This window comes from Microcystis viridis FACHB-1342 (genome assembly GCF_014698335.1).
In the GTDB taxonomy this organism is placed as follows: domain Bacteria; phylum Cyanobacteriota; class Cyanobacteriia; order Cyanobacteriales; family Microcystaceae; genus Microcystis; species Microcystis ichthyoblabe_A.
Map to the genome: position 1 here is coordinate 1 of NZ_JACJSV010000018.1, position 21,883 is coordinate 21,883.

At 40.5% G+C, this 21,883-nt stretch carries 24 protein-coding genes and 6 pseudogenes; 10 read left to right on the forward strand and 20 right to left on the reverse strand.

Annotated features, from left to right (window positions below):
* Positions 1–497, reverse strand: a 497-nt coding sequence (locus tag H6G40_RS08090) for a transposase family protein (RefSeq protein WP_190537509.1), incomplete at its 3' end; no start/stop codon positions are given.
* A 173-nt stretch (positions 498–670) separates the two neighbouring features.
* Here H6G40_RS08090 and H6G40_RS08095 point away from each other — a divergent pair.
* Together H6G40_RS08095 and H6G40_RS08100 are read left to right on the forward strand one after the other, a co-directional pair.
* Positions 671–931, forward strand: a pseudogene (locus H6G40_RS08095) (IS4 family transposase); the annotation flags it as partial.
* A gap of 409 nt (positions 932–1,340) precedes the next feature.
* A complete protein-coding gene (locus tag H6G40_RS08100; protein ID WP_002736633.1) occupies positions 1,341–2,129 on the forward strand; it encodes a hypothetical protein in 789 nt (262 codons plus the stop codon).
* Here the strand turns inward: H6G40_RS08100 and H6G40_RS08105 are convergent.
* Both H6G40_RS08105 and H6G40_RS08110 read right to left on the reverse strand, forming a co-directional pair.
* Positions 2,126–2,593, reverse strand: a complete 468-nt coding sequence (locus H6G40_RS08105) for a DUF29 domain-containing protein (RefSeq protein WP_002736517.1) — start codon at positions 2,591–2,593, stop codon at positions 2,126–2,128. The genes H6G40_RS08100 and H6G40_RS08105 overlap by 4 nt on opposite strands.
* A gap of 112 nt (positions 2,594–2,705) precedes the next feature.
* On the reverse strand, positions 2,706–3,143 hold the full coding sequence (locus H6G40_RS08110; RefSeq protein WP_190537511.1) for a DUF29 domain-containing protein: 438 nt from the start codon (positions 3,141–3,143) through the stop codon (positions 2,706–2,708).
* 220 nt (positions 3,144–3,363) lie between these two features.
* Here H6G40_RS08110 and H6G40_RS08115 point away from each other — a divergent pair, with 220 nt between their 5' ends.
* Positions 3,364–4,299 carry an NAD-dependent epimerase/dehydratase family protein gene (locus H6G40_RS08115; protein WP_190537513.1) on the forward strand — a complete coding sequence of 312 codons (936 nt, stop codon included), beginning with the start codon at positions 3,364–3,366 and terminating at the stop codon, positions 4,297–4,299.
* Between the two features lie 264 nt (positions 4,300–4,563).
* On the opposite strand, the gene H6G40_RS08120 is transcribed toward H6G40_RS08115, so the two are convergent.
* From H6G40_RS08120 to H6G40_RS08130, 3 genes and pseudogenes are all read right to left on the reverse strand, one after another.
* Positions 4,564–6,735, reverse strand: a complete 2,172-nt coding sequence (locus H6G40_RS08120) for an EF-hand domain-containing protein (RefSeq protein ID WP_069474032.1) — start codon at positions 6,733–6,735, stop codon at positions 4,564–4,566.
* Between the two features lie 246 nt (positions 6,736–6,981).
* Positions 6,982–7,095 (reverse strand): annotated as a pseudogene (locus H6G40_RS08125) (DUF4277 domain-containing protein); the annotation flags it as partial.
* A 404-nt stretch (positions 7,096–7,499) separates the two neighbouring features.
* A complete protein-coding gene (locus H6G40_RS08130) occupies positions 7,500–7,940 on the reverse strand; it encodes a DUF29 domain-containing protein (RefSeq protein ID WP_002736319.1) in 441 nt (146 codons plus the stop codon).
* Between the two features lie 566 nt (positions 7,941–8,506).
* Between H6G40_RS08130 and H6G40_RS24260 the strand changes: the two are divergent.
* A pseudogene (locus tag H6G40_RS24260) lies at positions 8,507–9,098 on the forward strand (REP-associated tyrosine transposase).
* A 207-nt stretch (positions 9,099–9,305) separates the two neighbouring features.
* Here H6G40_RS24260 and H6G40_RS08140 read toward each other — a convergent pair.
* A complete protein-coding gene (locus H6G40_RS08140) occupies positions 9,306–9,548 on the reverse strand; it encodes a DUF2283 domain-containing protein (protein WP_002755780.1) in 243 nt (80 codons plus the stop codon).
* Positions 9,499–9,765: a DUF4258 domain-containing protein gene (locus H6G40_RS08145; RefSeq protein WP_002736548.1), complete on the reverse strand. Its 267-nt coding sequence runs from the start codon at positions 9,763–9,765 to the stop codon at positions 9,499–9,501. Before H6G40_RS08145 ends, H6G40_RS08140 begins: the two co-directional genes overlap by 50 nt.
* A 224-nt stretch (positions 9,766–9,989) precedes the next feature.
* On the opposite strand from H6G40_RS08145, the gene H6G40_RS08150 reads away from it, so the two are divergent.
* Positions 9,990–10,202, forward strand: coding sequence for a type II toxin-antitoxin system VapC family toxin (locus H6G40_RS08150; RefSeq protein ID WP_002736586.1), 213 nt, complete (start codon positions 9,990–9,992; stop codon positions 10,200–10,202).
* A 39-nt stretch (positions 10,203–10,241) separates the two neighbouring features.
* Positions 10,242–10,430, forward strand: a complete 189-nt coding sequence (locus tag H6G40_RS08155) for a hypothetical protein (protein ID WP_130756655.1) — start codon at positions 10,242–10,244, stop codon at positions 10,428–10,430.
* Here the strand turns inward: H6G40_RS08155 and H6G40_RS08160 are convergent.
* From H6G40_RS08160 to H6G40_RS08170, 3 genes are all read right to left on the reverse strand, one after another.
* Entirely contained in the window at positions 10,424–10,744 is a 321-nt protein-coding gene (locus H6G40_RS08160) for a type II toxin-antitoxin system PemK/MazF family toxin (protein WP_002735990.1), read from the reverse strand. The two genes, H6G40_RS08155 and H6G40_RS08160, sit on opposite strands and share 7 nt — an antisense overlap.
* A complete protein-coding gene (locus H6G40_RS08165) occupies positions 10,738–10,980 on the reverse strand; it encodes an AbrB/MazE/SpoVT family DNA-binding domain-containing protein (RefSeq protein WP_002736094.1) in 243 nt (80 codons plus the stop codon). Before H6G40_RS08165 ends, H6G40_RS08160 begins: the two co-directional genes overlap by 7 nt.
* 262 nt (positions 10,981–11,242) lie before the next feature.
* Complete coding sequence (locus H6G40_RS08170; protein ID WP_002736760.1) at positions 11,243–11,449, reverse strand: hypothetical protein; 207 nt, start codon at positions 11,447–11,449, stop codon at positions 11,243–11,245.
* A gap of 326 nt (positions 11,450–11,775) precedes the next feature.
* On the opposite strand from H6G40_RS08170, the gene H6G40_RS08175 reads away from it, so the two are divergent.
* Positions 11,776–12,075: a hemolysin XhlA family protein gene (locus tag H6G40_RS08175; protein ID WP_002755782.1), complete on the forward strand. Its 300-nt coding sequence runs from the start codon at positions 11,776–11,778 to the stop codon at positions 12,073–12,075.
* A 62-nt stretch (positions 12,076–12,137) separates the two neighbouring features.
* On the opposite strand, the pseudogene H6G40_RS08180 reads toward H6G40_RS08175, so the two are convergent.
* Positions 12,138–12,347: pseudogene (locus tag H6G40_RS08180) on the reverse strand (type II toxin-antitoxin system HicA family toxin).
* Complete coding sequence (locus H6G40_RS08185) at positions 12,344–12,544, reverse strand: type II toxin-antitoxin system HicB family antitoxin (RefSeq protein ID WP_002735173.1); 201 nt, start codon at positions 12,542–12,544, stop codon at positions 12,344–12,346. Before H6G40_RS08185 ends, H6G40_RS08180 begins: the two are co-directional and overlap by 4 nt.
* Positions 12,545–12,762: 218 nt before the next feature.
* Between H6G40_RS08185 and H6G40_RS08190 the strand changes: the two genes are divergently transcribed.
* Positions 12,763–12,996 carry a hypothetical protein gene (locus H6G40_RS08190; protein ID WP_002755783.1) on the forward strand — a complete coding sequence of 78 codons (234 nt, stop codon included), beginning with the start codon at positions 12,763–12,765 and terminating at the stop codon, positions 12,994–12,996.
* Positions 12,986–13,402 carry a type II toxin-antitoxin system VapC family toxin gene (locus H6G40_RS08195; RefSeq protein WP_002735193.1) on the forward strand — a complete coding sequence of 139 codons (417 nt, stop codon included), beginning with the start codon at positions 12,986–12,988 and terminating at the stop codon, positions 13,400–13,402. Before H6G40_RS08190 ends, H6G40_RS08195 begins: the two co-directional genes overlap by 11 nt.
* A 331-nt stretch (positions 13,403–13,733) precedes the next feature.
* Here the strand turns inward: H6G40_RS08195 and H6G40_RS08200 are convergent, their stop codons facing one another.
* The 7 genes and pseudogenes from H6G40_RS08200 to H6G40_RS08225 all read right to left on the reverse strand — a co-directional run bounded on the left by H6G40_RS08200 (position 13,734) and on the right by H6G40_RS08225 (position 17,724).
* Positions 13,734–14,531, reverse strand: coding sequence for a hypothetical protein (locus H6G40_RS08200; RefSeq protein ID WP_002735130.1), 798 nt, complete (start codon positions 14,529–14,531; stop codon positions 13,734–13,736).
* A 276-nt stretch (positions 14,532–14,807) separates the two neighbouring features.
* Positions 14,808–14,930: pseudogene (locus tag H6G40_RS24265) on the reverse strand (DUF1214 domain-containing protein); the annotation flags it as partial.
* A 173-nt stretch (positions 14,931–15,103) separates the two neighbouring features.
* A complete protein-coding gene (locus H6G40_RS08205) occupies positions 15,104–15,442 on the reverse strand; it encodes a DUF2442 domain-containing protein (RefSeq protein WP_002737024.1) in 339 nt (112 codons plus the stop codon).
* Positions 15,396–15,653, reverse strand: a complete 258-nt coding sequence (locus H6G40_RS08210; RefSeq protein WP_002792623.1) for a DUF4160 domain-containing protein — start codon at positions 15,651–15,653, stop codon at positions 15,396–15,398. The genes H6G40_RS08205 and H6G40_RS08210 overlap by 47 nt, the downstream gene beginning before the upstream one ends.
* Before the next feature lie 187 nt (positions 15,654–15,840).
* Positions 15,841–15,939, reverse strand: a pseudogene (locus tag H6G40_RS23650) (DUF29 family protein); the annotation flags it as partial.
* A gap of 143 nt (positions 15,940–16,082) precedes the next feature.
* A complete protein-coding gene (locus H6G40_RS08220; RefSeq protein WP_069474031.1) occupies positions 16,083–16,778 on the reverse strand; it encodes a metal ABC transporter ATP-binding protein in 696 nt (231 codons plus the stop codon).
* A 10-nt stretch (positions 16,779–16,788) separates the two neighbouring features.
* The gene (locus H6G40_RS08225; RefSeq protein ID WP_069474030.1) at positions 16,789–17,724 is read right to left on the reverse strand and encodes a metal ABC transporter solute-binding protein, Zn/Mn family; all 936 of its coding nucleotides are present in this window, start codon (positions 17,722–17,724) and stop codon (positions 16,789–16,791) included.
* A gap of 599 nt (positions 17,725–18,323) precedes the next feature.
* Here H6G40_RS08225 and mfd point away from each other — a divergent pair.
* Positions 18,324–21,833 (forward strand): transcription-repair coupling factor, encoded by a 3,510-nt coding sequence (gene mfd / locus H6G40_RS08230; protein WP_190537514.1) that lies wholly within the window; start codon positions 18,324–18,326, stop codon positions 21,831–21,833.
* Positions 21,834–21,883: the final 50 nt, after the last annotated feature.

A 21,883-nucleotide genomic window follows, 5' to 3' on the forward strand; every position in this document is an offset into this window, starting at 1 on the left:
GCACAGTAATTTTTTTGTCCTTTGACTAGAGCGATTTCGTCAATTCCTAGTCTTTTTAATTTCGATAGGTCTGTCTCTGTAATTTCTTCAGCTATGTCCTCTATCATTCTTTGAATCTCTTCTTCCGTTACGTCATTTCTTCGGCTAACATTTAAAATATCTCCTTCTTTTAATTGTTCGAGTATATTCTCGGCTAGTCTTTTCGTATAGGTTCGTTTCTTGGCGACAAAATCTAACTCTTCGCTAAAGGGTTTCTGACAATTATCGCACTTAAATTGACGACGATTAACTTGTAGGTACACTGGTTGACCTGAGATTGGTAAATCTTTGACTAAATGTCGATGATTTTGGTGGAGTTTATCGCTCTCTAACCCACAACGAGGACAGATTGCTTTTTGACTTTTCGATTCGATTCGGCAAACTATACCGATATTTTCTAGGTGTAGATAGCCTTGAATAGACGTTCCTTTTAGGTTCAAAAATTTGTCAAGTATCATAAGTAAAATAATCTCGTTTTTGGCTATTATATCAAATCTTAACTCGATTGTCTATCTTTTGGTATTAACCTATTTGTGCCTTAAGTCTTTTCCTGTATGAATTTCAGCTACTTTTGAGCGTAGTTGCTCTCATCGAATTTTATTTTAAGTTAATTATTTGCATAACAATTCCCGAAGAGCCTGAAAGTTTTTTGGAAGAACATGAATGGCAATCTTTGTGTGCCACTATTCATAAAAAGAGTCCGCCACCTGAAAAGCCGCCCTCCTTTCGAGAAGCGGTCAGAATGATTGCTTCTCTTGGGGGGTTTTTAGGTAGAAAAGGTGACGGTGAACCAGGTGTTAAAACTATTTGGTTGGGACTGCGAAGGTTACATGATATCAGCCAGACTTGGAAACTATCTCATCAAATTAGTCCCCCCATAGAACCCCCTTGAGCCATCTTGCACACTTTTCTCTTTTTGTCAAATTTTATGTTAAGAAAGATGTGACTAATGGATAGCCTTATCAAGGGGGGACTAAGGGGGGATCAAAGGGGGATCGAACCTAAAATGGCTCTTCTAGGTTCTGTGTGATAAGTTTAATTGACATAGGATCGATCGATCTTTGTGTCCTTTGTGTCTTTGTGGTTCGTTCCACCCCCTCGCTAGGAGAAATGTATCTTAGAATACATTTTACCCACCAAAGCTGGGAGAGCCCTAAAATCCATTTTTAATTTAATCATAACCAGCTAAGTACCTAAGCAAAATTAATTACACACATCTAACCACCTCTTGCCTTTTGCCTTTTGCCTTTTGCCTTTTGCCTTTCTTCACTAGGAAATTTATTTTGCACGACTACTTACTTATGCTAGGCGCAAAAACATCTCTCAATCTATCCTTACTTAAAACTCTGGGTTTAGTCGCCGTTATCGGTGGACTAATCATGGCTATGGTGGAAATGCAACAGGAAAAGGTGAAAACCTTGACCAAAGAAAAATTATTAGAGAGAAATTATAGTCAAGAATCTCGCCTAGAAAATGCTCAGGTTGAGTTATTGAAAAATATGCCAGCTTTTGGCTTTGATAATATGTTAGCCAATTGGGCAATGTTACAGTTTATTCAATATTATGGCGATGGGGATGCTCGTAGGGAAACTGGCTACGGTTTAAGTCCCGATTTTATGGAGATTGTCACCAAAAATGACCCAAAATTTGTCCGCGCCTATTTGATGATGTCCGTGGCTTCTTCTGTCAATGCTGGCAAACCGGAAAGAACCGTTGAGATTATGAATAAAGGTTTATCAAAAATCACTCCTGATGTCACCGATGCCTATTTTCTTTGGTTATATAAAGGAGTGGATGAACTATTATTTTTAGGTGATATTACTGCGGCAAAAAAATCTAATCAAATGGCCGCCGATTGGGCGAAAATTGCTGGTAATGAATTTATCGAAAAATCCGCTAGGGGAACAGTAAAATTTTTAGAAACTAATCCCGATAGTCGCGCCCCTAGAGTCGGTGCTTGGATGTTAGTCTGGATAAGTAGCCAAGACGAAGAAACCCGCAGGTTAGCTAAGGAAAATATCGAAAAATTGGGCGGTAAATTGGTTGTGGTTAATAATAATCAAGTGATGGCAATTCCTCCGAAAGATTAGGAGTTAGCATATTTTTCATCCTGCCAAAACTTATTATTTAATAAGCCATCAATATCCTCAGCAAAGGGACAAACATCGGGAAAATTAGAGTCTGGATAATCCTCTTTCATCGCTTCTAAAGCTTCTCGATAACATTCTTCTAAAATCTCTATCATAAACCTTTTCAAACTAGGAGAATACTTAAATTCCTTCTTCAACTCCTTGCGAAAATTTCTAATTTCAATTTCCCACCCTCGATAACAATCGGGAAGAACCACATAACAACGTTTTAATAAATGTTCTAATAAACGAGTTAAAAAATTATCGACCGCTTTGCGTTGACTTTTCCCCAAAGATTCCACCTCCTCAATCAAATTCTCCAAATCAACCTGAGATAAATCCCCAGATTTTAATTGCTTAACCGTCTTCTCTATCCACAAAGCAAAATCTTGATCATACAGATTTTTTACCTTGGCTAAAGTCATAATTTTTCCCCTGTTAAACTTAAATTCATTTCTTGAAAATCACACTAAATCTGGTTATTAAAGACTGATTATTTATTGCGCTTAACGGATTTAGCATCAGAGTTTAACTTTCTCAAAACCTATGGTTTAATAAACTATCAATATCCTTAGAAAAAGGAGAAATATCGGGAAAAATAGCATCATATTTAATTCGCATATTCTCCACCGCTTCCTGATAACAATAATCACAAATATCGGTTAAAAAACTGCATAAACTAGGGGAATCTTTAAGGATATATTTTAACTTCGATTGACAGCGTTTAATTGTTACTTCCCAACCTCGATAACAGTCAGACAAAGGAAGATAACGCCGTTTTAAACCGTGTTCAAATAATGTAATTAAACGGTTTTTAAGTTCCCTTTTATCTCGTCTTCCCAAAGACTCCACCTCCTCAATCAAATTCTCCAAATCAACCTGAGATAAATCCCCAGATTTTAATTGCTTAACCGTTTTCTCTATCCACAAAGCAAAATCTTGATCATAGAGATTTTTTACCTTGGCTAAAGTCATAATTTTGACCTCCTCTGTTGACTAATTGCCTTCATTTTAGCGAAACTTGGCCAATTCAGACTAAATCCGGTTATTAAAGACTGATTAACTATTGTCCCTATCGCAACAGTGCCTCTCCTCAACCGATTTAGTATTATAGCCCCGAAAACCCAACAACTAACAAGCCACAAACTGCACCGATCGAGGGATAATATAACCTTGATATCTATGCCATCATCTTATGAAAATTTTAATTATGGGTGGAACCCGATTTATCGGCGTTTCCCTGACTAAAGTGTTAGTAGAACAGGGTCATGAGGTAGTATTATTCAATCGTGGCAATAAACCCGCCCCGGTTGCTGGAGTACGACAGATTCATGGCGATCGCACTGACCCAGGGCAACTGAAAGAAAAGCTTAAAAATGAGAGTTTTGAGGCAATTTTCGACAATAATGGCAGAGAATTAAGTGATACTCAGCCCCTCGTCGAGATATTTAGAGACAGAATTGGGCATTTTGTCTATGTTAGCTCGGCGGGGGTTTATCTAAAATCCGACCAAATGCCCCATAAAGAAGGGGATACACTAGATCCCAAAAGTCGCCACAAGGGAAAACACGAGACAGAAAACTATTTAAGCGAGATGGGTTTACCCTGGACTTCCATCCGTCCAGTCTATATCTACGGACCGCGCAACTATAATGACCTAGAAGCTTGGTTTTTTGACCGTTTGGTTCGTAATCGTCCTATTCCTATACCTGGTCATGGGGAACATTTTACCCAATTTGGTCACGTTGCCGATCTGGCCCAAGCCATGGCCGCAGTATTGGGTAATTCTCAGGCTATCGGTCAAGTGTATAATATTTCCGGCGATCGCTATGTAACTTTTAACGGTTTAGCAAAAGCTTGCGCGGCAGCCATGGGGAAAAATGCCGAGGAAATCGAGATTGTTAACTATAACCCCAAAAAATTTGACTTCGGCAAAAAGAAACCTTTCCCCCTGCGGGTTCAACATTTCTACGCTGATATTAATAAGGCTACCCGGGAGTTAAACTGGCAGCCTGAATATGATCTCGTCAGTGGTTTAACAGACTCCTTCCAGAATGATTATCTCGCTTCCGGTCGCGATCGGCAAGAAATAGACTTGGCGATCGATGACCAGATCTTGGCCAACCAATAAGGGACTTGCGTGGGAATAATATCCCAGCCAGAAAATCGCTCTGTAGAAGAATCAGACCAGCCAGATGGCATATTATCAGCAATTCTCATTTTAAGGTTTCATGACATTAAAACCCTTGCACCTAGAGGGGTTAATAATTCTTAACGAATCTCTAGATCGCTGAAACAACGCAAAATCCTTTCAAAATGAGAATTGCTGTTCGAGATGTTAGGGACTTGCGCTAATGTCTTGGAATTCATGACCGACGCAATAGTTGCAGACAGTTTATTTGTGGAATTGGTGCAGTAGATCGCGAAATTCCTGAAAACTAATCTGATTATCGCGACCAGTATCGGCCTGCTGTAACATAGCTTCGATTTCCTTGTCTGTCACCCCCGGTTCGATCGCCTGAAGACAAGCTTTTAACTCCTCAAGGCTAATTTGTCCCGAACCATCACTATCAAATAGACGGAATCTTTCCAATAAAATCCTCTCCTGTTGCTCACGATCGCTGTCACTACTAAAAGATAGACGATCGAAAACCTGAAAAGCGCGGGCGATATTTTGCCATAATTGATCGGCCGGAGGACGATGGAGAATCGTTTCCTCCTCCTGACCAGTAACTCTGTACTGGCGACGCAAAGACTCGACAGTTTCCTTTCCTGCGACTGGCAATTCCGTCAATAAATGCTCGATCACTTCCCTAGAACTCTTACCGGTTAACACTTCCAGCAATTCCGAACCCACCTGGCGATCGGGGTCTTTTTTCCATGTCACCAACAAACTTTCTAACAAAGCATCGCGATAACTCTGCAAACGTAACCAATCCTCGCGACTATACTGCTTTTCTGGATCGAGAAGTTCGGCCGATTCCACACCCAACTCTGTTAAAATCGCCTGATGTTCTGCCTCAGTAATCGTCAACTCTAAGCGCATTTGTTGCAGGATTTCGAGGCTGTGGCCGAAGTCACTATATCCCTCCTCCAAAGCCTCTTTTAACACGGCTTTATAGGCTTTTAAACACTTCTGGTGCGTGAAATCCGGCAGTATCTTGGCCAACACATACACCTCATCTGCGTCCAAAGTTTCCAGCGATCGCCGATCGAGATATTTAGCCGTATCGAGATTCAGTTTACGCAACTGTTTACGCAATTTTCCTGCGAGTCCTTCCCGTTGGTAACGACTCGGATCCCTTATCCAAGTGCGATATAACCATAAACTACTCAAAACAGCCGCTAAAATACTAGCGAAATAATGCCAAAATTTTGGCAAAAGATTAATAAAAGGACGACCACCGAAAATAAAGAAGAAATTGAAAATCAGAAAAGTTCCGAAAGTAAAGACTCGATGACGGATAATTTCGGTCGGTAAGGGCGACTTTTTACGGATTCTATAGACTTTATAGGCATTTTCAACTTTTTTACCGAGAAAATAACCCAAAAAAGTGCAGATTGCCAAAGTTAAGGGAACAGCTACCAGCTTCGGAATCGGAATCTGATTACCCGCAAGATAAAAACCCGGTTTAAAGAGGGATTCTAGCTGATTTTCGTCGTGCGCCCAAGCTCCAGAGAAATAATAGTCCCAATTGCCAGCATAGAGATAATAATAGATAAAATAGCCAAAAACTAAGCCAAAATAACCGTAATAAAGCCATTGGCGATCGCTGTTATTAATCCCATCCCAATAGGATCTTTCCGCATCGATATCGATACAGGGACTTTGACAGGCAACACAGGCACTTTGTTCGCTACCATCTTCTCGGACAATACGACACATAGATTGAGTAATCCCACTGCGACTGTCTTCGTGAGCGGTACTATTCAGCAAACCCCTCGGTTCACCATAAATCCTTTCAACTGGACTCATGGGACAGAAATAGTTACACCAAGATTTGCCCCCATACCAGTAACCCACAAAGATCGCCGCTAGAATAGTAAAGATTAAAAAGCTACCCAAGACTAAGCGATCGGAATTATAAAAAAGAATCCGTCCGCATAAACCCAAAAATAACAGACTTAATTGTAGATAGAGATAATTCCGAGCTAACCAAGAGTTTTTCGGCACTTTATAGATTTCAGAGCGGACTTTTCCCGATTTATCGGTCTGTTTTTTCTGACGCTGTTTACCCAAAGCACGCGGTATTTGAGAAAGAAAGGATAAAGGACAGATACGCCGCCAGAGTTCGTGACCGAATACTAATAAGATAAAAACACCACTAGGAACCACTATTCCCCAAAAAATCGGCGCACCTAACTGATAGGAGGATTGGGGTAGGCAAACCCCCTGGACTTTAATGCACAGATCGGGATCCACTCTCAGGGGACTAGAAAGATTGTTAGGATCGGTTAATTTTGCCGAAATCGGGTCAAAAAATAGAGAAAATATCAGAATTAACCAAGCGATGGTCAGAACCCATCGCAAATAGTGCATCGAGCGTTCGGGAATTTGTGCAAACATATATATACATCTGAGTCAAGTCGTTTTGCTAAATTAATATCCAAGTTTCCAATCGATCATTCGGGAATTTGTGCAAAAATAAATCCACATTCCGCACCCTAAGTGTGACAACGTCTTAAAAGAGGAAGGAGCGTGAGTCAAAATACTTATCTAGAGGAGTGAGTTGGCGGCAAGCTGCCGCCAACTCAGCCAAAAATTTCAGGCTCTTCTAGGTTCTGTGTGATCAGTTTAACTTACATAGGATCTATCAATCTTTGTGTCCTTTGTGGTTCCTTCCACAATTCCTATTTCATCGATAATTCCGGCTACTAATCCCAGATGGTCTAGATTTTTGACTTCAATTTCTGTTGATTGATTCATGGTCGAACAGTTCACTCGCCTAAGTTTTCCAACAATTCCTATTTTTTCATAATTAGGGGTCTCCATACTCCCCCTAGCAGCCACCGAGAAAACCTTCACCAGCTAACTATTTTTACTCAAGTCTCTGGAGGGGGACAGCTTATGGGACAGTTGAGGGTGCGGAATGTGGGCTACAAACAGGAAGATTTTATGCTCACAATAGTGATAATCCAAGCTGCCATATTTCCCATCTCCTAAAACTGCTGAAGCTAGAGTTCAACCCCAGGGAGCAGAAATAAATTTAATCGCATTATTTGACCTAAAAAAAGAGGGTTCGCAGGCAGGCACGGATTCCCATTCTATATATAAGTATCTGTCAAGGGCGGGGATTTGTCAAGGGTTTTTTGAGGAAATCTGCCGGCATTTCAGGGGAAAAAATCGGAATCGAGGATTTGTTCGGGACTATAGGGACAGCTTTCGGCAAAGATAGCGGCCAGTAATTGGCTTTTTTGTCGGACTCGCTTCACTGCTTTGGGGTAAATAACGGCGATTCTGGTTAAAAAATAGTTATAAAGGGTTTTCGACTCCAATAAAAGTTCTAATTCCACCCGAAAGTTACCGATTTCGTCCTGCCATCCCCGCGCACATCTTTCTCGTTCCTCCGGCCAGTATTGGTAGAGAAGCAGATGAATGAGTAATTTTAGGAGATAACTATCTACTTTATGTCTCTGTTCGTTCCCCAATGCTTCGATTTCTTCTCCGAGATGTTCCCAATCTAATACATCTGTCTGTCTTTGTCGCAGTTGTTTGGCCGTTTCTTCTAACCAAGCAGGATAGTCTTGTTCGTATAAGTCTTTAGTTGTCATAACCTATCCTCTTTAGCGCTGGTCAGGTATTAGATTTTTATTTTCTTGACGCTTATCTAACCTGAAAAAAGAGGGTCTGTAGGAAGGCACGGATTCTCATTATATACATAAGTATCTGTCAAGTGCGGGGATTTGTCAAGGGTTTTTTTGAGAAAATCTGCCAGAATTTGGCCGGTAGGATAAGAGATTGTTTCACCTTTGCCTGTGGGCTACAATAAGCAGATGAGCAAGAGGATAGGATTACAGGAGTTTTAACAATGCGGTTACTACGGGTTCAAGTTCCTGACTTTCGAGTGTTAAAGAATATTGATCTTAGTTTCGGGAAAGACTTTTTTCCCAGATATTCCCTATCGGTAGTTTGGTAGGTTGGATTGAGGCACGAAACCCAACGCCAGTTGCGTAAACACCAATCCAATAAATGTTATCCTAACTTGATGCAATACCGTAGGCTCTTCTCGACTTTGTGTGATAAGTTTAACTTATACATTAGCGATCAATCTTTGTGTCCTCTGTGTCTGGAGTGGTTCATTCCACTCCCTCGCCCGCAAGACTGTATCTTAGAATACATTTTACCCACCAAACCGGGGAGAGCCTACCGTAGAGCAAAAACACCTAGAGCCACTTATTTTTTTACAGTTGTGACATACAATCGTCACAGAATTTTGTGTGAACCTGAAAATGTGGATTGACTACGAAATGATTTTAAATATGTTATGCGACAACATCATTTTAAGATTGATGCTATTGTCATTTTACCAGTTCCCATTCATGCTCTTTGGACATTGCCTGAAACGGATGCAGATTTTTCAACTGGTTGGCGATTAATTAAAAGTTATTTTAGCCGTCAATGTCATTTTCAATATCACGGTAAAATTTCAACATCTCGACAACATACATAAAGGAGAAAAGGCTATTTGGCAACGTCCCTTTTGGGAGCATCAAGTTCGAGATGGTCGCCAAGGGCGCGCCTACGGCGATCGAGATTTTGTTAATCATCTCGAATACATCCATTATAATCCTGTGCATCATGGATTAGTAAACGCTCCGAAAGATTGGCAATATTCCAGTTTTCACCGTTAGGTTGAAGAAGGAATTTATGATCAGATGTGGGGAGCTTCAGAAAAGCTGATCTTTGATAGTGATATTGGTATGGAATAAAATGTAGAAGTGAAACCCAAAAAATTAAGGTAAGAAATAAAGGCAATGTTGGGTTTCGTCACTAATATCGATATGGAATAAAATGTAGGTTGGTTTGAACGAAGTGAAACCCAAAAAATTAAGGTAAGAAATAAAGGCAATGTTGGGTTTCGTCACCTCAACCCAACCTACAGATCAGCGATCACACTACAGGATCAGCGATCACCTTTATCGAGAAGAAATAGCTACCTGCACATTCGGAGAAAAATTCTCGATTTTTTGAGAAGCATTAAGAATTTCAATCCCGATTACATTACCTGCTTGATCATAGTCAAGAATAACCCCCGGACTGATTGCCTCACTTTCTTCTACGGGTGTGTCATGCCAGGTAATTGTTAAAACGTCAACTTCAGCATCATATTTAGCTTTCATTTGATAGCTGCCTATATTTTCTAAGTTTACTGGTAACATATAGTGTAACAATTTTTTGAGGCTCAACTAAGTCATTAATGTAAATTCTCAGAAGATAAGTTTTATTGTTAATGGTGACAAACGTACCTTGATAAACTTTGAGTCCATCTTCTTCTAAAATTTGCTCAGGATTATTGAGGATGTCCTGCAATATTTTTAAAGAGATTTGGCGTTGAATAATTTTTTCTTCGGCATGGTGACTTAAAATAAAGTTCACGAGGATTTCGGGTTCTTCGGTTTGTCTTATGCAATGGACGGGGTTATAAGGAATGAAACCTTTATAGAGACAGACATTGCCGCAATTTTTGTCAATTGTTGGCGATCTGGAGCGAACTAATCAATTAAATCTCTTGCCAGATAAGGATTGAGTCGATTTATGCCCCCCTATCGAACGATACCAAGTCCCGAAGAGCCATATTTTATATGGCGAAGAAAAAGAGCATGAACCCTGAGAAATTTCTCGATACAAGTTATGCGATCGCTTTATCTTCATCTACGGACGATTATCATCTATATTGTCAAAGAAACGATAAAAATTGGGGAATTGTTGACTGTATTTCTTTTATTGTAATGGAAGAGCGTAGAATAACGGAAGCATTAACAACGGATATTCATTTTCAGCAAGCTGGTTTTCGAGCTTTGTTGAGAGATTAATCTCAGGGCAGGCGATCGCCATTCCCCCATCACCCAAAAGTGATCGCCATTCCCACATCACCCAAAAACGATCGCCTCTCCTCATCACCCAACAGCGATAGCCATTCCCAAAAAATTGCTCCTCCCAAAAGCGATCGCCCCTTCACCCTTACTCTAAAAAGCGATCACCTCTCCCTGTTTTATAAAAAAGCGATACTAAAACCGAACAAATTCGGTGACAATCAGTAGTGAAAAAATTCAACCAATCGATCAGCCACTACCATTGCTACCCGTTCGTCAAGACTGCCAATTGTGGCAACAATTCGGGTTTTGTCAATCGCCCTAATTTGGTCTAAAGCAATACTGCCGCGCACATTTTCTTGATCAATGGGGATTCTTGTTGGGTAATTTTTGACAGTACTGGTGATTGGTGCAATAACGACTGTTCTTAATCGAGCATTAATTTCACTAGGAGAAACAACAACACAAGGTCGAGTTTTTTGCAGTTCAGACCCCCTAGTTGGATCGAGTGCCACCAACAGGATGCTAAATCTTTCTACCATTGATTTTGCCGCTCAAACTCGTTTTCCACCCCTAACCAATCCTGTAACTCGGCTTCAATAGGAGCATCATCAAATAACTCAGCCCAGCCTTCCCTCACCTTCTTTTTAGCACTCAGAATAATTCTTTTTCCATCAACTATCGCCTCAACTTCGTCCAGAAGTTCACACTGTTCCATGATTGCTTGAGGAATTGTAATTGCTTGAGAATTACCGATTTGTACGATTTTTAGCAACATTTTGACGACCAGATAAACATACGATAATTATATCAACTTATACTGATTAGAGAGCGATCGCCCCTCCTCCTCAAAATCGCCCCTCCTCCTCAAAATCGCCCCTCCTCCTCCCCAAAAATGATCGCCTCTCCTCATCATCAAAAAATGATCGCACTACAAGATCAGCTACAAGCTCGGCGATCGCATTAATAAAAATCCAAAAAATCAGATAATTACGGTGAATAACAATCAATTTAGTGCGTTACTACAAGAGCGATCGCACTTATTGACCTCGCCCTGGCTTACAGTCGGCAAAACTTAATGCCTCTGTGTCTAGAAAACTGGCGATCGCCATCTCAAGGATTGCTTCAACGGGATAATCAATTTCAGTAGCGCGAGCAATCAGGGCATCCTGAATCCAGTCTGGTAAGCACTTTAAAATATTTTCCGCATCCGCAGACGAGATTTGCTCCGAAAGTTTCACTTGCATGGGTTAGGACTCCAGTATGAATTTGAACATTATACGGTGGCTCAGTTGCCCTTAAAATGATCGCCTCTAGTTCTAATAGTAGCGCAGGGTTTTTTGAGTAAGGTATTGTCTGCACCGCAATTCGTACCAGCTATTCTCATTTTGAAACGATTTTGCGTTGTTTCAGCGATCTAGAGATTCGTTAAGAATTATTAACCCCTCTAGGTGCAAGGGTTTTAATGTCATGAAACCTTAAAATGAGAATTGCTATATTTTGAGAAGAGGCCGTTCTCTCAGCAAAAAAATAGATTAAAATGAGTGTGTCAGCCTGATTAACAAGATGAGTTATGCCAACACCGACTATCATCGAAACGGATTTGCGCGAAGTTCTAGCAGAAATGAATCAGAAGCTAGATACAATTTCTAAAGATGTGAATCAAGTACAGATTCGATTGGCTACTGTAGAAACCAAAGTTGATAATGTAGAGAAACGATTGGATTCAATGGATAAGCGATTCGATAAAATGGAATTACAGATAGAAAAGGTAGAAAGCAATCAGGGCAATCAGGTTTGGGCTTTGATTGGGATTTTGTTTACGGCGGTAGTGGCAACGTCTATCCGTTTTGTTTTAACAGCTTTACCCTAGATTTCAAAAGAAAACCTGATCGCGTTTTTAAGATTTAATCAACAAGAAAACAGCGATCACCGTTATCTCAAGTCATCTTCGGTCAGATCAGCATCTTTCAAAATACTCTTAAGAGTACCAATTGGTAAATCTTTATTGCCATGAACAGGAACGGATAAAATAACTTTCATTCCCTGTTTTGTATAAATATGATGACTACTACTAATGCGTTTTAACTGCTAACCATAACGTTCGATAATTTTACAAAGGGCTTGGCCAGAAATAGATTTCATAATGATAATTCGACTAGCTCTTTTTCTGCTTCAATTTCTGTTTCTTGACTTGCAACTTCAAGCCATCCTTGAACTGCATCTTGCAACATTTCTAATAATTGTTCGTAGCTTTCTCCCCAGGTATGACAGCCTGGCAATGCCGGTACGGAACCGCACCAAATACCATCTTCTTGCCAGATTAGAGCTTTAATTTTCATGTTATTTTCAAAATATTTGCCTGATTTTACTATGATAATAGAAAAATACGATATGTGATCGCCCCTCCTCCTCATCAAAAAGCGATCGCCCTTTGCCTTCCTATCCCAAGCGGCAGCTTTAAAGTTTAACCAACAAGATGACAGCGAATAACAATCAATTTGGTGTGTTACATTTATAATATAGATATTTCAAGTAAAAATCATTTCACCAACAGATCATGCTTAATTCTATTAACGCATTATTTGACGGAAAGGTCTTTCATCCAGAGCAACCCGTTACATTGAAGGCTAATACTCGTGTCCGCATTATTGTTGATAACTTATCGGATGAAAATAATGAACTCACTTCTTTTTTAGAGACAGCAGAATCATTACAACTAGACGGACCCTCTGATTGGTCAGAAAATCTAGATAAATATTTATATGGTGAAGAAAAAGAGCATGAACCCTGAGAAATTTCTCGATACAAGTTATGCGATCGCTTTATCTTCATCTACGGACGATTATCATCATAAAGCACTTGCCATTGCCCAACAATTAAAAGCTTCAAAAACACCTTTAGTTACAACCAGAGCCATTATTTTAGAGATTGGCAATGCTTTATCTAAACAAAAATATCGCTCTAAGTCAATTAAATTATTGTCCTCATTAGAAAAGGACAGAACAGTGACAGTTATTCCCTTATCGGAAATTCTTTATCAAAAAGCTTTTCAACTATATTGTCAAAGAAACGATAAAAATTGGGGAATTGTTGACTGTATTTCTTTTATTGTAATGGAAGAGCGTAGAATAACGGAAGCATTAACAACGGATATTCATTTTCAGCAAGCTGGTTTTCGAGCTTTGTTGAGAGATTAATCTCAGGGCAGGCGATCGCCCCTTCTCATCCCAAAAAAACGATCGCCTCTCCTCCTCATCAAAAAGCGATCGCACTCATCATCACAAAAAATGATCGCCCTTTACGTTCCTATCCCAAGCAATGGCAATTTTAAAGTTTAATCCACAAGATGACAGCGCTCGCACTTTCAAACGCCAAATAGACCGCCCCTTACCCTTGAATAAAAAAGATAAACAGTGATCGCACTCAAAAGCCAAAATAATCGCATTTTTAAAGTTTAATCAACAAGATGACAGCGATCACATTAATAAACATCTCAAAAATCAGATAATTACGGTACATAACGTTAAATTACCTGCCAGGACATACAAATACACTTACATACCCAGGAGTATCTTGTAATGTAGTTTGCAAAGTAAAAATATCTTGGCCCAGTGTTGAATCACCTAATTTTTTTAAATCGTCTGCTATGTCTCTTTCCCTTTTAATATCATTTCTCCGAATGACATAACCATTAACTCTATACCCAGATTTAGCATTAATTGAATCGGGTAATTCTCTAACCCTAATTTTACCCTCTGCGCCTTCTAATAGTATTTGTTTTGCTATTTTATTGGCTTGCAATTCCGTTATCTTATCTAAAGAAGATGAGCACCAAAAAACATCAATATCCCATTTTCCCCATTTATCTGACCGCTGTTTGCTCCCAGAAACTGTCGGTTTTGTACCTTCGGTATAGCTACTGTTTTTTTCTGCATTTAATGTTTTTTCGACATCTTGACGAACTTGTGGTTCACCCCTTTTTTCTAGTACTTTTAACAGAGAACTTCTTAATGGGTCGTCTACCATTACTACTATAAAGGTTTTTGCAACTTCTTGTTTTTGTGCATTTTTTTCTTCAACGGACTTAAGAACAAGATCATAGATTTTAAAGTTAAAATTTTGCGTACTTTCTCTTTCTTCTCTCTGTTCTTTTGATTCTGATATCTTACTTTCTATTTCCCTAAACCTTGCTTCTGTATCCTTAAACTTAGCTTCTGTCTTAGCATTTTGGTCAGATACATTGTAAGTTAATATTCCTACTATTATCGCTGTAAATGCCGATAACAATGGCACAACAATATCCTTAATAGCTTCTCTTGTATTCATGGGATTTACAATCTGCCTAATAATTTAATTAAAATTTTAGTCTCTTTGGGTGTAATTTCTCGCAATAAGCGGCAGCTTTATCGAAAATGTTAGGGTAGGAGAATGAGGGAGTATACACCTAAAAATGCGATCACTGATATTGTAGAGACATGATAACTAAGTTTTTGGCTAATTGTCAAGTTACCGCGCCCACTTTCTCTGACAAAGTTTGATCGCCGAACTTTATCACCTCAATCCAAGCAACAGATCGGCGATCTAGCCAGATTCTCAATAGGATTACTTTAACTCAATTTCCCCTGGTCGCCAAGTCTTATCAAACCAAGGATCGAGCGGGCCATAAAGTCGAAGAATCGTGTTCCAACCCGTTTCAGGAATCGTCTGCACCCAATTATTTTCCTTATGATTAAAAGCAAAAAAGCGCGTTAAGTAACTATCTTTTAAGTCAAGAGGGCAATTAGCGATCGCGCCTCCTGATCAAAAAGCGATCACACCATGAGAAGAAAACCTGATCGCACTAAAGTCCAAAATAATCGCAAATCAGATAATTATTGTTAAAAAAACAATTTGGTACGTTACATTTCATTAGCGTACCCTACAGGATCACCGACCATACTAACTGGTTGCTTGTCGAGAGCAATTTCAAATAAAAATTCAGGGGCAAAGTCTGCTCCGTTTGGCCATTCTATTGTCCGACTATTTACATATACTTTTTGAAATAAACTTTTATCTTTTAAGGGTTCAAAGATTTCCCCATACAATTCTTGTTCTAAATCTACAATCCCTTCTATTCCATTATTAAAGGTTAGCTTTAATTGATACTTATCCAGATATTCCACACAGATAACATGAAGAAATAGCTCCTTTTTAGGGAAGGGGATCGATTCTGTTAAGAGGTTTTCTTTGACGCGCATTTTCCCAGTTCTCCAATAGTTCAGATTGGTGTAGATCAAGCCACTCCCATATTAGATTTAGTCCTCTTTTGGGCATTTGACCACAAACTTCACCTGTGTGAATCATTATAACTGCTTCATAATCTTGATACTCGGCATGGATATGAGGCGGATTGTGATCGTTATAGTTCATGGTGATTTTTATTCCATAGAAGCTTGATAGAGTGGGCATGAGTAAGAATAGTAATAAAGGTTGCTTTCTAAAAGTTTTCCCCCTATTGTAAGCGATCGCCCTTGGCGTTCCTATCCCAAGCAATGACAATTTTAAAGTTTAATCAACAAAATAACAGCGATTACATTGAGCCTAGTCATAATGAAATTTACAACTAATAATAATAATTTTTGTCTCTGTTGGTTCCCCAATCCAATACATCTGTCTGTCTTTGTCGCAGTTGTTTGGCCGTTTCTTCTATCCAAGCAAGATAGTCCTGTTCGTATAAGTCTTTAGCGCTGGTCAGGTATTAGGTTTTTATTTTCTTGACGCTTATCTAACCTAAAAAAAGAGGGTTCGCAGGCAGGCACGGATTCCCATTCTATATATAAGTGTATGTCAAGGGCGGGGATTTGTCAAGGGTTTTGACAGTAGAAAGGGAGACACCTTTTAACAATACACTTGTTCTAACATAGCAGCAGTAAGAGATTTTTGGCCGTGATAATAGAGACGACGATTGAGACAACCGATCGATTTAACATAGGTAGATAGGGTTCCCAGATCATGGGAAATAATTAAAATAGTCATCCACTCATTCAATTCTTGCAACAGGGAAAAAATACTAGCACGCATTTGGGGATCGACACTGGCAGTGGGTTCATCTAAAATCAAGAGACGGGGTTCTACCGCTAAAGCGCGAGCGATATAAACCCGTTGGCGCTGTCCCCCCGAAAGTTCAGCAATCGACCTTTTTTTCAACGCTAACATTCCCACACTATCTAAAGCTTTATCTACCCTTACCTCATCTTTTTTACTATAGCCTTGCCAGAGTTTTTTGCTGCTCAATCTCCCCATTTTCACCACCTCACCCACAGTAATGGGAAATGAGCGATCGCATTCGACAAACTGCGGCACATAACCGACTAATTCCCGACCTTTTTGGACACTTTGACCCAAAATACTGACTTCTCCCCGCCAAGGTTTAATTAATCCCAGTAAAACCTTAAGGAGGGTAGTTTTTCCTCCTCCATTCGGGCCGATAATTCCCAGGAAATCTAATTCTTCAATGGTTAAATTAATATCTTCGAGGATCGGTTCCTGTTCGTAGCCGGCCCAGAGATTATTAATGGTAATGATCGTTGACATATACAAGCAATTACTGATTTAAAACTGTGGCCATTTTTTGGGAAACTTGTCGCAGGTTTTCACTCCAATTTTCAGCAAAGGCACTAATAGGGATTACCTGTCCCCCAATTTCCCTCGCAATAGTTTCGGCACTTTTCTGACTAAATTCTGGTTGAGTAAAAATAACTTTAATATTCTCTTTTTTTGCCTGTTTGATTAGTTGACCTAACTGGGCAGCACTGGGTTCATTACCGTCGATTTCGATCGCAATCATCTCTAAACCGTAATCTTGGGCAAAATAGCCCCATTCGGGATGAAATACCATAAATTTTTTGTTTTTAATCCCTGCCAAGTTTTGCCGAATTTCTTGATCTAATGCGTCTAATTCCTGACTGAATTTCTGAAAGTTAGCCCGATAGATAGCTTCCTGACCCGGATCGAGTTGTGCTAGGGTTTGATAAATAGTCTTTGCTTGTGCTTTGACTCGTTTTGGTGATAACCAAATATGGGGATCTAGGGTGTTTTTTCCAGCTTGATGTTTTTTTTCCTTAGCGTGATCGTGATCATGATCATGATCGTGATTATGTTCTGCTGTCAAAGGGATTTTATCTACCCCTTGACTGGTATCGACGATTAACATCTGTTGGTTAACACTCTTTAAGCGATCTTTCCAGGCATCTTCTAAGGATACACCAATTTTAAAATAGGCTTGCGATCGGGCTGTGGTTTTTAATTGTTCGGGTTTTGGTTCATAGGTGTGGGGATCTGTCCCGGGTTGAATCATGGCATTAACACTGACTCTATCACCGCCGATACGTTTGACAAAATATTCCTGCGGTACGATACTCACTGTCACCTGTAAGGGTGTCTTTGCTTCCTCTTCCTTGACCGAGGGACCACTACAAGCTGTTAAGCTGGCTATAGTCAGGGTTAAAGCGATCGCTGTTAACTGGAATTTTTTACCCATCGGATTAACTGAGTCTGATTATGATTCTGATCTTATCACAGTCGGTGAGAATCGTTATCATTCTGAAAATATTTCGGTATAGATGTACTGGTTTTTTGTCCTTCGATCTTTCGCTCCCAATTAAAAATTTTCTCTTGCTAACTAACGCTTGACATGATATTATATAGATAATGGAAAATCCGTGCGCCTGCGACCCCCCTCTGGTCAAGTCAAATAAAGCCCAAAAAAATTAACCTCAAAAAGTAGTGGGTAAACTGGAAACTGATACTCGTTAAGACTGCACCGGAGTGCCGGAGTTGGGAGAGGAAGCCTGAGCATTTGTACTAGAACTCCCAATAGGCAGTATAAATTCAGGAGAGCTTAACTAGAGCTTGCTGAATAAATCTAAAAACCGTGTTGGGTAAGACTTTTAGACTTTTTGGGAAATCAAAAAGTACCGGACATGGGAGTGATCGGGGGGAAAATTCAGGGACTTTTTCCCTGAAAATTAGGTAATTGACCCCCTCAAAATCGGTAAAACCCTACACCCCACACCCTACCCCCACGAAAAACTTTTTGCCGCAAACCCTAACCAAAAACCGAGTGCCGATCACTAAAAAATGACTTTTGCCTCCGTTATCCGCAACATTGAAAAATCGCCATTAACTGCCGAACTTATCCAAAAACTGGAGAAAAACGGCAATTTAACCCTAACTGGCCTTGCCCGCTTACCGAAAGGATTAATCAGCACAGCTTTCGCCCGTTGTCAAGGAAAAAATCTTTTAATTATTTGTGCCAATCTGGAGGAAGCGGCACGTTGGGCGGCACAATTAGAAGCGATGACGTGGAAAGGTGTTTTCTTTTATCCCACCTCGGAAGCTTGCCCCTACGAGAGATTTAATCGGGAATCCGAGATGATTTGGGGACAGATGCAGGTATTATCGGCCCTTCGACGTAGCTCAGGACAAGCTCTAATCAGTCATCAAGAGGCCGGAATTGCGATCGTTACCACCGAAAAGGCCCTGCAGCCCCATTTACCCCCTAGAGAGGTTTTCGAGCAGTATAGCGATAATTTTGCGGTAGGAAGGGTTATAGAAGCCAAAAACCTCGATCTAACCCTAGCTAGATTAGGATATGAACGGGTTTCACTGGTAGAAACCGAAGGGCAATGGAGTCGTCGCGGCGATATCGTTGATATTTTCCCAGTTTCGGCCGAATTACCGGTCAGGTTAGAATTTTTCGGCGATGAATTGGAAAAATTGCGAGAATTTGACCCTGCCACCCAAAGATCGCTCGATTCTATCCCCAATCTGCTTCTTACTCCCACTAGCTTCACAGCGATGATTGCCCCTTCTCTTCCCCCCACAGTGGCCGATTATTTGGAGGCTGAAGAGCGAGAAAAATTGGCTAATGGCATTTATCCAGAGGGAATTGAGCGATTTTTAGGCTTGGCCTTCCGTCAACCTGCCTCTTTATTGGATTATCTCCCTGACAATACTCTTATTGCCTTTGATGAACTGGAAAGCTGTCAAGCTAGAAGCGATCGCTGGATAGAATATATTGGGGAACGCTGGCAAGAGATAGAACCAGCTTTACCGCAAATTCACCGTTCTTTTGGCGAATCTCTGCAAATATCGGTTAAATTTCCCCATCTCTACCTCTCAGAAATAGACGATCACCTCTCCGAAAATAGCCTTAATCTCTCCAGTCGTCCGATTCCCACCAATCCGGGGCAATTCGCCAAACTAGCGGAAATTTTACGGGGAAAAAGAGAGATTTATAGCGGTATTAAAGTAAATAAGTACGCTACATGGTTAATATCTGCCCAACCCTCCCGTACAGTCTCGTTATTACAGGAACACGACTGCCCGGCCCAATTTATCCCCAATCCCCTCGATTTTGGGGCGATCGAGCGCTTAATCATTCAAAACACCGCTACAGCCCTAAAATACTCAGGATTAGCTGAATTAGAAGGTTTTATCCTCCCCACCTATCGCATAGTCGTCGTTACTGATCGAGAGTTCTTCGGACAACATCTTTTAAATACTGCTGGTTACGTCCGCAAACGTCGGCAAGCAGCCTCGGTACAGGTGGATGTGAATAAACTCCGTCCTCTCGATTTTGTAGTACATAAACACCATGGCATCGGACAGTTTATCAAACTAGAAAAGCAGGAAAGCACAATTAGCGGAGTAGTGCAAGGTCGAGATTATCTAGTTATTAAGTATGCTGATGGATTATTGCGGGTTCCTGCCGATTCTGTTGATAATCTCTCCCGTTATCGTCATACAGGTAATCAAGAGCCTGAATTACATAAAATCTCTGGCAAAGCGTGGGAAGCGACGAAAGCTCGCGTCAGGAAGTCGGTTAAGAAGTTAGCGGTTGATTTAATCAATATTTACGCCCAACGCGCCCAAAAATCGGGTTTTGCCTATCCGATGGATAATCCCTGGCAGCGGGAGTTAGAGGATTCTTTTCCCTACCAACCCACTGCTGATCAACTGAAAGCGATACAGGATGTGAAACGGGATTTAGAAAGCGATCGCCCGATGGATCGCTTAGTCTGTGGGGATGTGGGTTTTGGTAAGACAGAAGTGGCGATTCGTGCTATTTTTAAAGCTGTCACCACGGGTCATAAACAGGTGGCTTTATTAGCACCAACAACGATTTTAACCCAACAACATTATCACACCCTGAAAGAACGTTTTGCTCCCTATCCTATTAATGTGGGTTTATTAAATCGTTTTCGCACCAATTCCGAGAAAAAAGATATCGTCCAGCGCTTGAAAACGGGGGAATTGGATATAGTGGTGGGGACGCAGTTGTTATTAAGTAAAGCGGTGGAGTTTAAAGATTTAGGATTATTGGTGATCGATGAAGAACAGCGTTTTGGTGTCAATCAAAAGGAAAAAATTAAGGCTTTTAAAAGTAATATTGATGTGTTAACCTTGACGGCAACACCGATTCCCCGGACTCTTTATATGTCCCTTTCTGGGGTGCGAGAAATGAGTTTAATTACCACACCTCCCCCCTCTCGTCGTCCCATCCAAACCCACCTTTCTAGTTATAATTCTGATGTGATTAGAACGGCAATTCGCAATGAATTGGATCGGGGGGGACAGATTTTTTATGTAGTACCCAGAATCGAGGGAATTGAAGAAAAAGCGGCAGCAATTCAAGGGATGATTCCGGGTGCTAGAATTTCCATTGGTCACGGTCGTATGGATGAGTCCGAATTAGAGACCACCATGTTAGCATTTAATAATGGGGAAGCGGATATCTTAGTCTGTACGACTATTGTGGAGTCGGGGTTAGATATTCCCAGAGTTAACACAATTATCATTGAAGATGCCCAAAAATTCGGTTTAGCGCAACTCTATCAACTGCGGGGACGGGTGGGGCGATCGGGAGTACAAGCGCACGCTTGGTTACTTTATCCAGCTAAGGGAGAACTAACAGAAACTGCTCGGGAAAGATTAAAGGCAATTCAAGAATTTACCCAGTTAGGATCGGGGTATCAATTAGCGACTAGAGATCTGGAAATTCGCGGCGCTGGTAACTTATTGGGTGCGGAACAATCGGGACAAATGGAAGCGATTGGTTTTGATCTATATATGGAAATGTTACAGGAAGCTTTGCGGGAAATTCAAGGTCAAGAAATTCCTCAAGTGGAGGATACCCAAATCGATCTGAAATTGACGGCATTTATTCCTAACGATTATATATCCGATCCAGAGCAGAAAATGGATGTCTATCGGGCGATCGCTACTGCTAATTCTCAGAAAACTTTAGGACAAATTGCTGCGGATTTAGTGGATAGATACGGGGCAATTCCTTCCCCAGTGGCACAATTATTTAAGGTAATCGAGTTAAAACATCTGGCTAAATCCCTCGGTTTTTCGCGCATTAAACCCGATGGAAAACAGCATATTATCCTAGAAACTCCTATGGAGGAACCAGCGTGGAAATTATTACAAGAACACCTACCCCAACATATACAATCACGCTTTGTTTATAGTCCCAAACAGGTGACGGTTAGGGGTTTAGGAACGGTAAAACCACCACAGCAGTTAGATAGTTTATTGGAGTGGTTAGCTAAGTGTAAAGATGGTTTACCGAGGGGGAATTAGACTAAATCCTGTTTAAAAAGTATAGGAGAGTGGGTGATGGGGAAAAGATA

Bases quoted from the DNA above. Each gene is read 5' to 3' on its own strand.
- H6G40_RS08100 (WP_002736633.1), top strand. From the start codon at position 1,341: ATGCTAGGCGCAAAAACATCTCTCAATCTATCCTTACTTAAAACTCTG.
- H6G40_RS08105 (WP_002736517.1), bottom strand. From the start codon at position 2,593: ATGACTTTAGCCAAGGTAAAAAATCTGTATGATCAAGATTTTGCTTTG.
- H6G40_RS08110 (WP_190537511.1), bottom strand. From the start codon at position 3,143: ATGACTTTAGCCAAGGTAAAAAATCTCTATGATCAAGATTTTGCTTTG.
- H6G40_RS08115 (WP_190537513.1), top strand. From the start codon at position 3,364: ATGAAAATTTTAATTATGGGTGGAACCCGATTTATCGGCGTTTCCCTG.
- H6G40_RS08120 (WP_069474032.1), bottom strand. From the start codon at position 6,735: ATGTTTGCACAAATTCCCGAACGCTCGATGCACTATTTGCGATGGGTT.
- H6G40_RS08130 (WP_002736319.1), bottom strand. From the start codon at position 7,940: ATGACAACTAAAGACTTATACGAACAAGACTATCCTGCTTGGTTAGAA.
- H6G40_RS08140 (WP_002755780.1), bottom strand. From the start codon at position 9,548: ATGTTACCAGTAAACTTAGAAAATATAGGCAGCTATCAAATGAAAGCT.
- H6G40_RS08150 (WP_002736586.1), top strand. From the start codon at position 9,990: ATGAACCCTGAGAAATTTCTCGATACAAGTTATGCGATCGCTTTATCT.
- H6G40_RS08160 (WP_002735990.1), bottom strand. From the start codon at position 10,744: ATGGTAGAAAGATTTAGCATCCTGTTGGTGGCACTCGATCCAACTAGG.
- H6G40_RS08165 (WP_002736094.1), bottom strand. From the start codon at position 10,980: ATGTTGCTAAAAATCGTACAAATCGGTAATTCTCAAGCAATTACAATT.
- H6G40_RS08170 (WP_002736760.1), bottom strand. From the start codon at position 11,449: ATGCAAGTGAAACTTTCGGAGCAAATCTCGTCTGCGGATGCGGAAAAT.
- H6G40_RS08175 (WP_002755782.1), top strand. From the start codon at position 11,776: ATGCCAACACCGACTATCATCGAAACGGATTTGCGCGAAGTTCTAGCA.
- H6G40_RS08185 (WP_002735173.1), bottom strand. From the start codon at position 12,544: ATGAAAATTAAAGCTCTAATCTGGCAAGAAGATGGTATTTGGTGCGGT.
- H6G40_RS08190 (WP_002755783.1), top strand. From the start codon at position 12,763: ATGCTTAATTCTATTAACGCATTATTTGACGGAAAGGTCTTTCATCCA.
- H6G40_RS08195 (WP_002735193.1), top strand. From the start codon at position 12,986: ATGAACCCTGAGAAATTTCTCGATACAAGTTATGCGATCGCTTTATCT.
- H6G40_RS08200 (WP_002735130.1), bottom strand. From the start codon at position 14,531: ATGAATACAAGAGAAGCTATTAAGGATATTGTTGTGCCATTGTTATCG.
- H6G40_RS08205 (WP_002737024.1), bottom strand. From the start codon at position 15,442: ATGCGCGTCAAAGAAAACCTCTTAACAGAATCGATCCCCTTCCCTAAA.
- H6G40_RS08210 (WP_002792623.1), bottom strand. From the start codon at position 15,653: ATGCCCACTCTATCAAGCTTCTATGGAATAAAAATCACCATGAACTAT.
- H6G40_RS08220 (WP_069474031.1), bottom strand. From the start codon at position 16,778: ATGTCAACGATCATTACCATTAATAATCTCTGGGCCGGCTACGAACAG.
- H6G40_RS08225 (WP_069474030.1), bottom strand. From the start codon at position 17,724: ATGGGTAAAAAATTCCAGTTAACAGCGATCGCTTTAACCCTGACTATA.
- mfd (WP_190537514.1), top strand. From the start codon at position 18,324: ATGACTTTTGCCTCCGTTATCCGCAACATTGAAAAATCGCCATTAACT.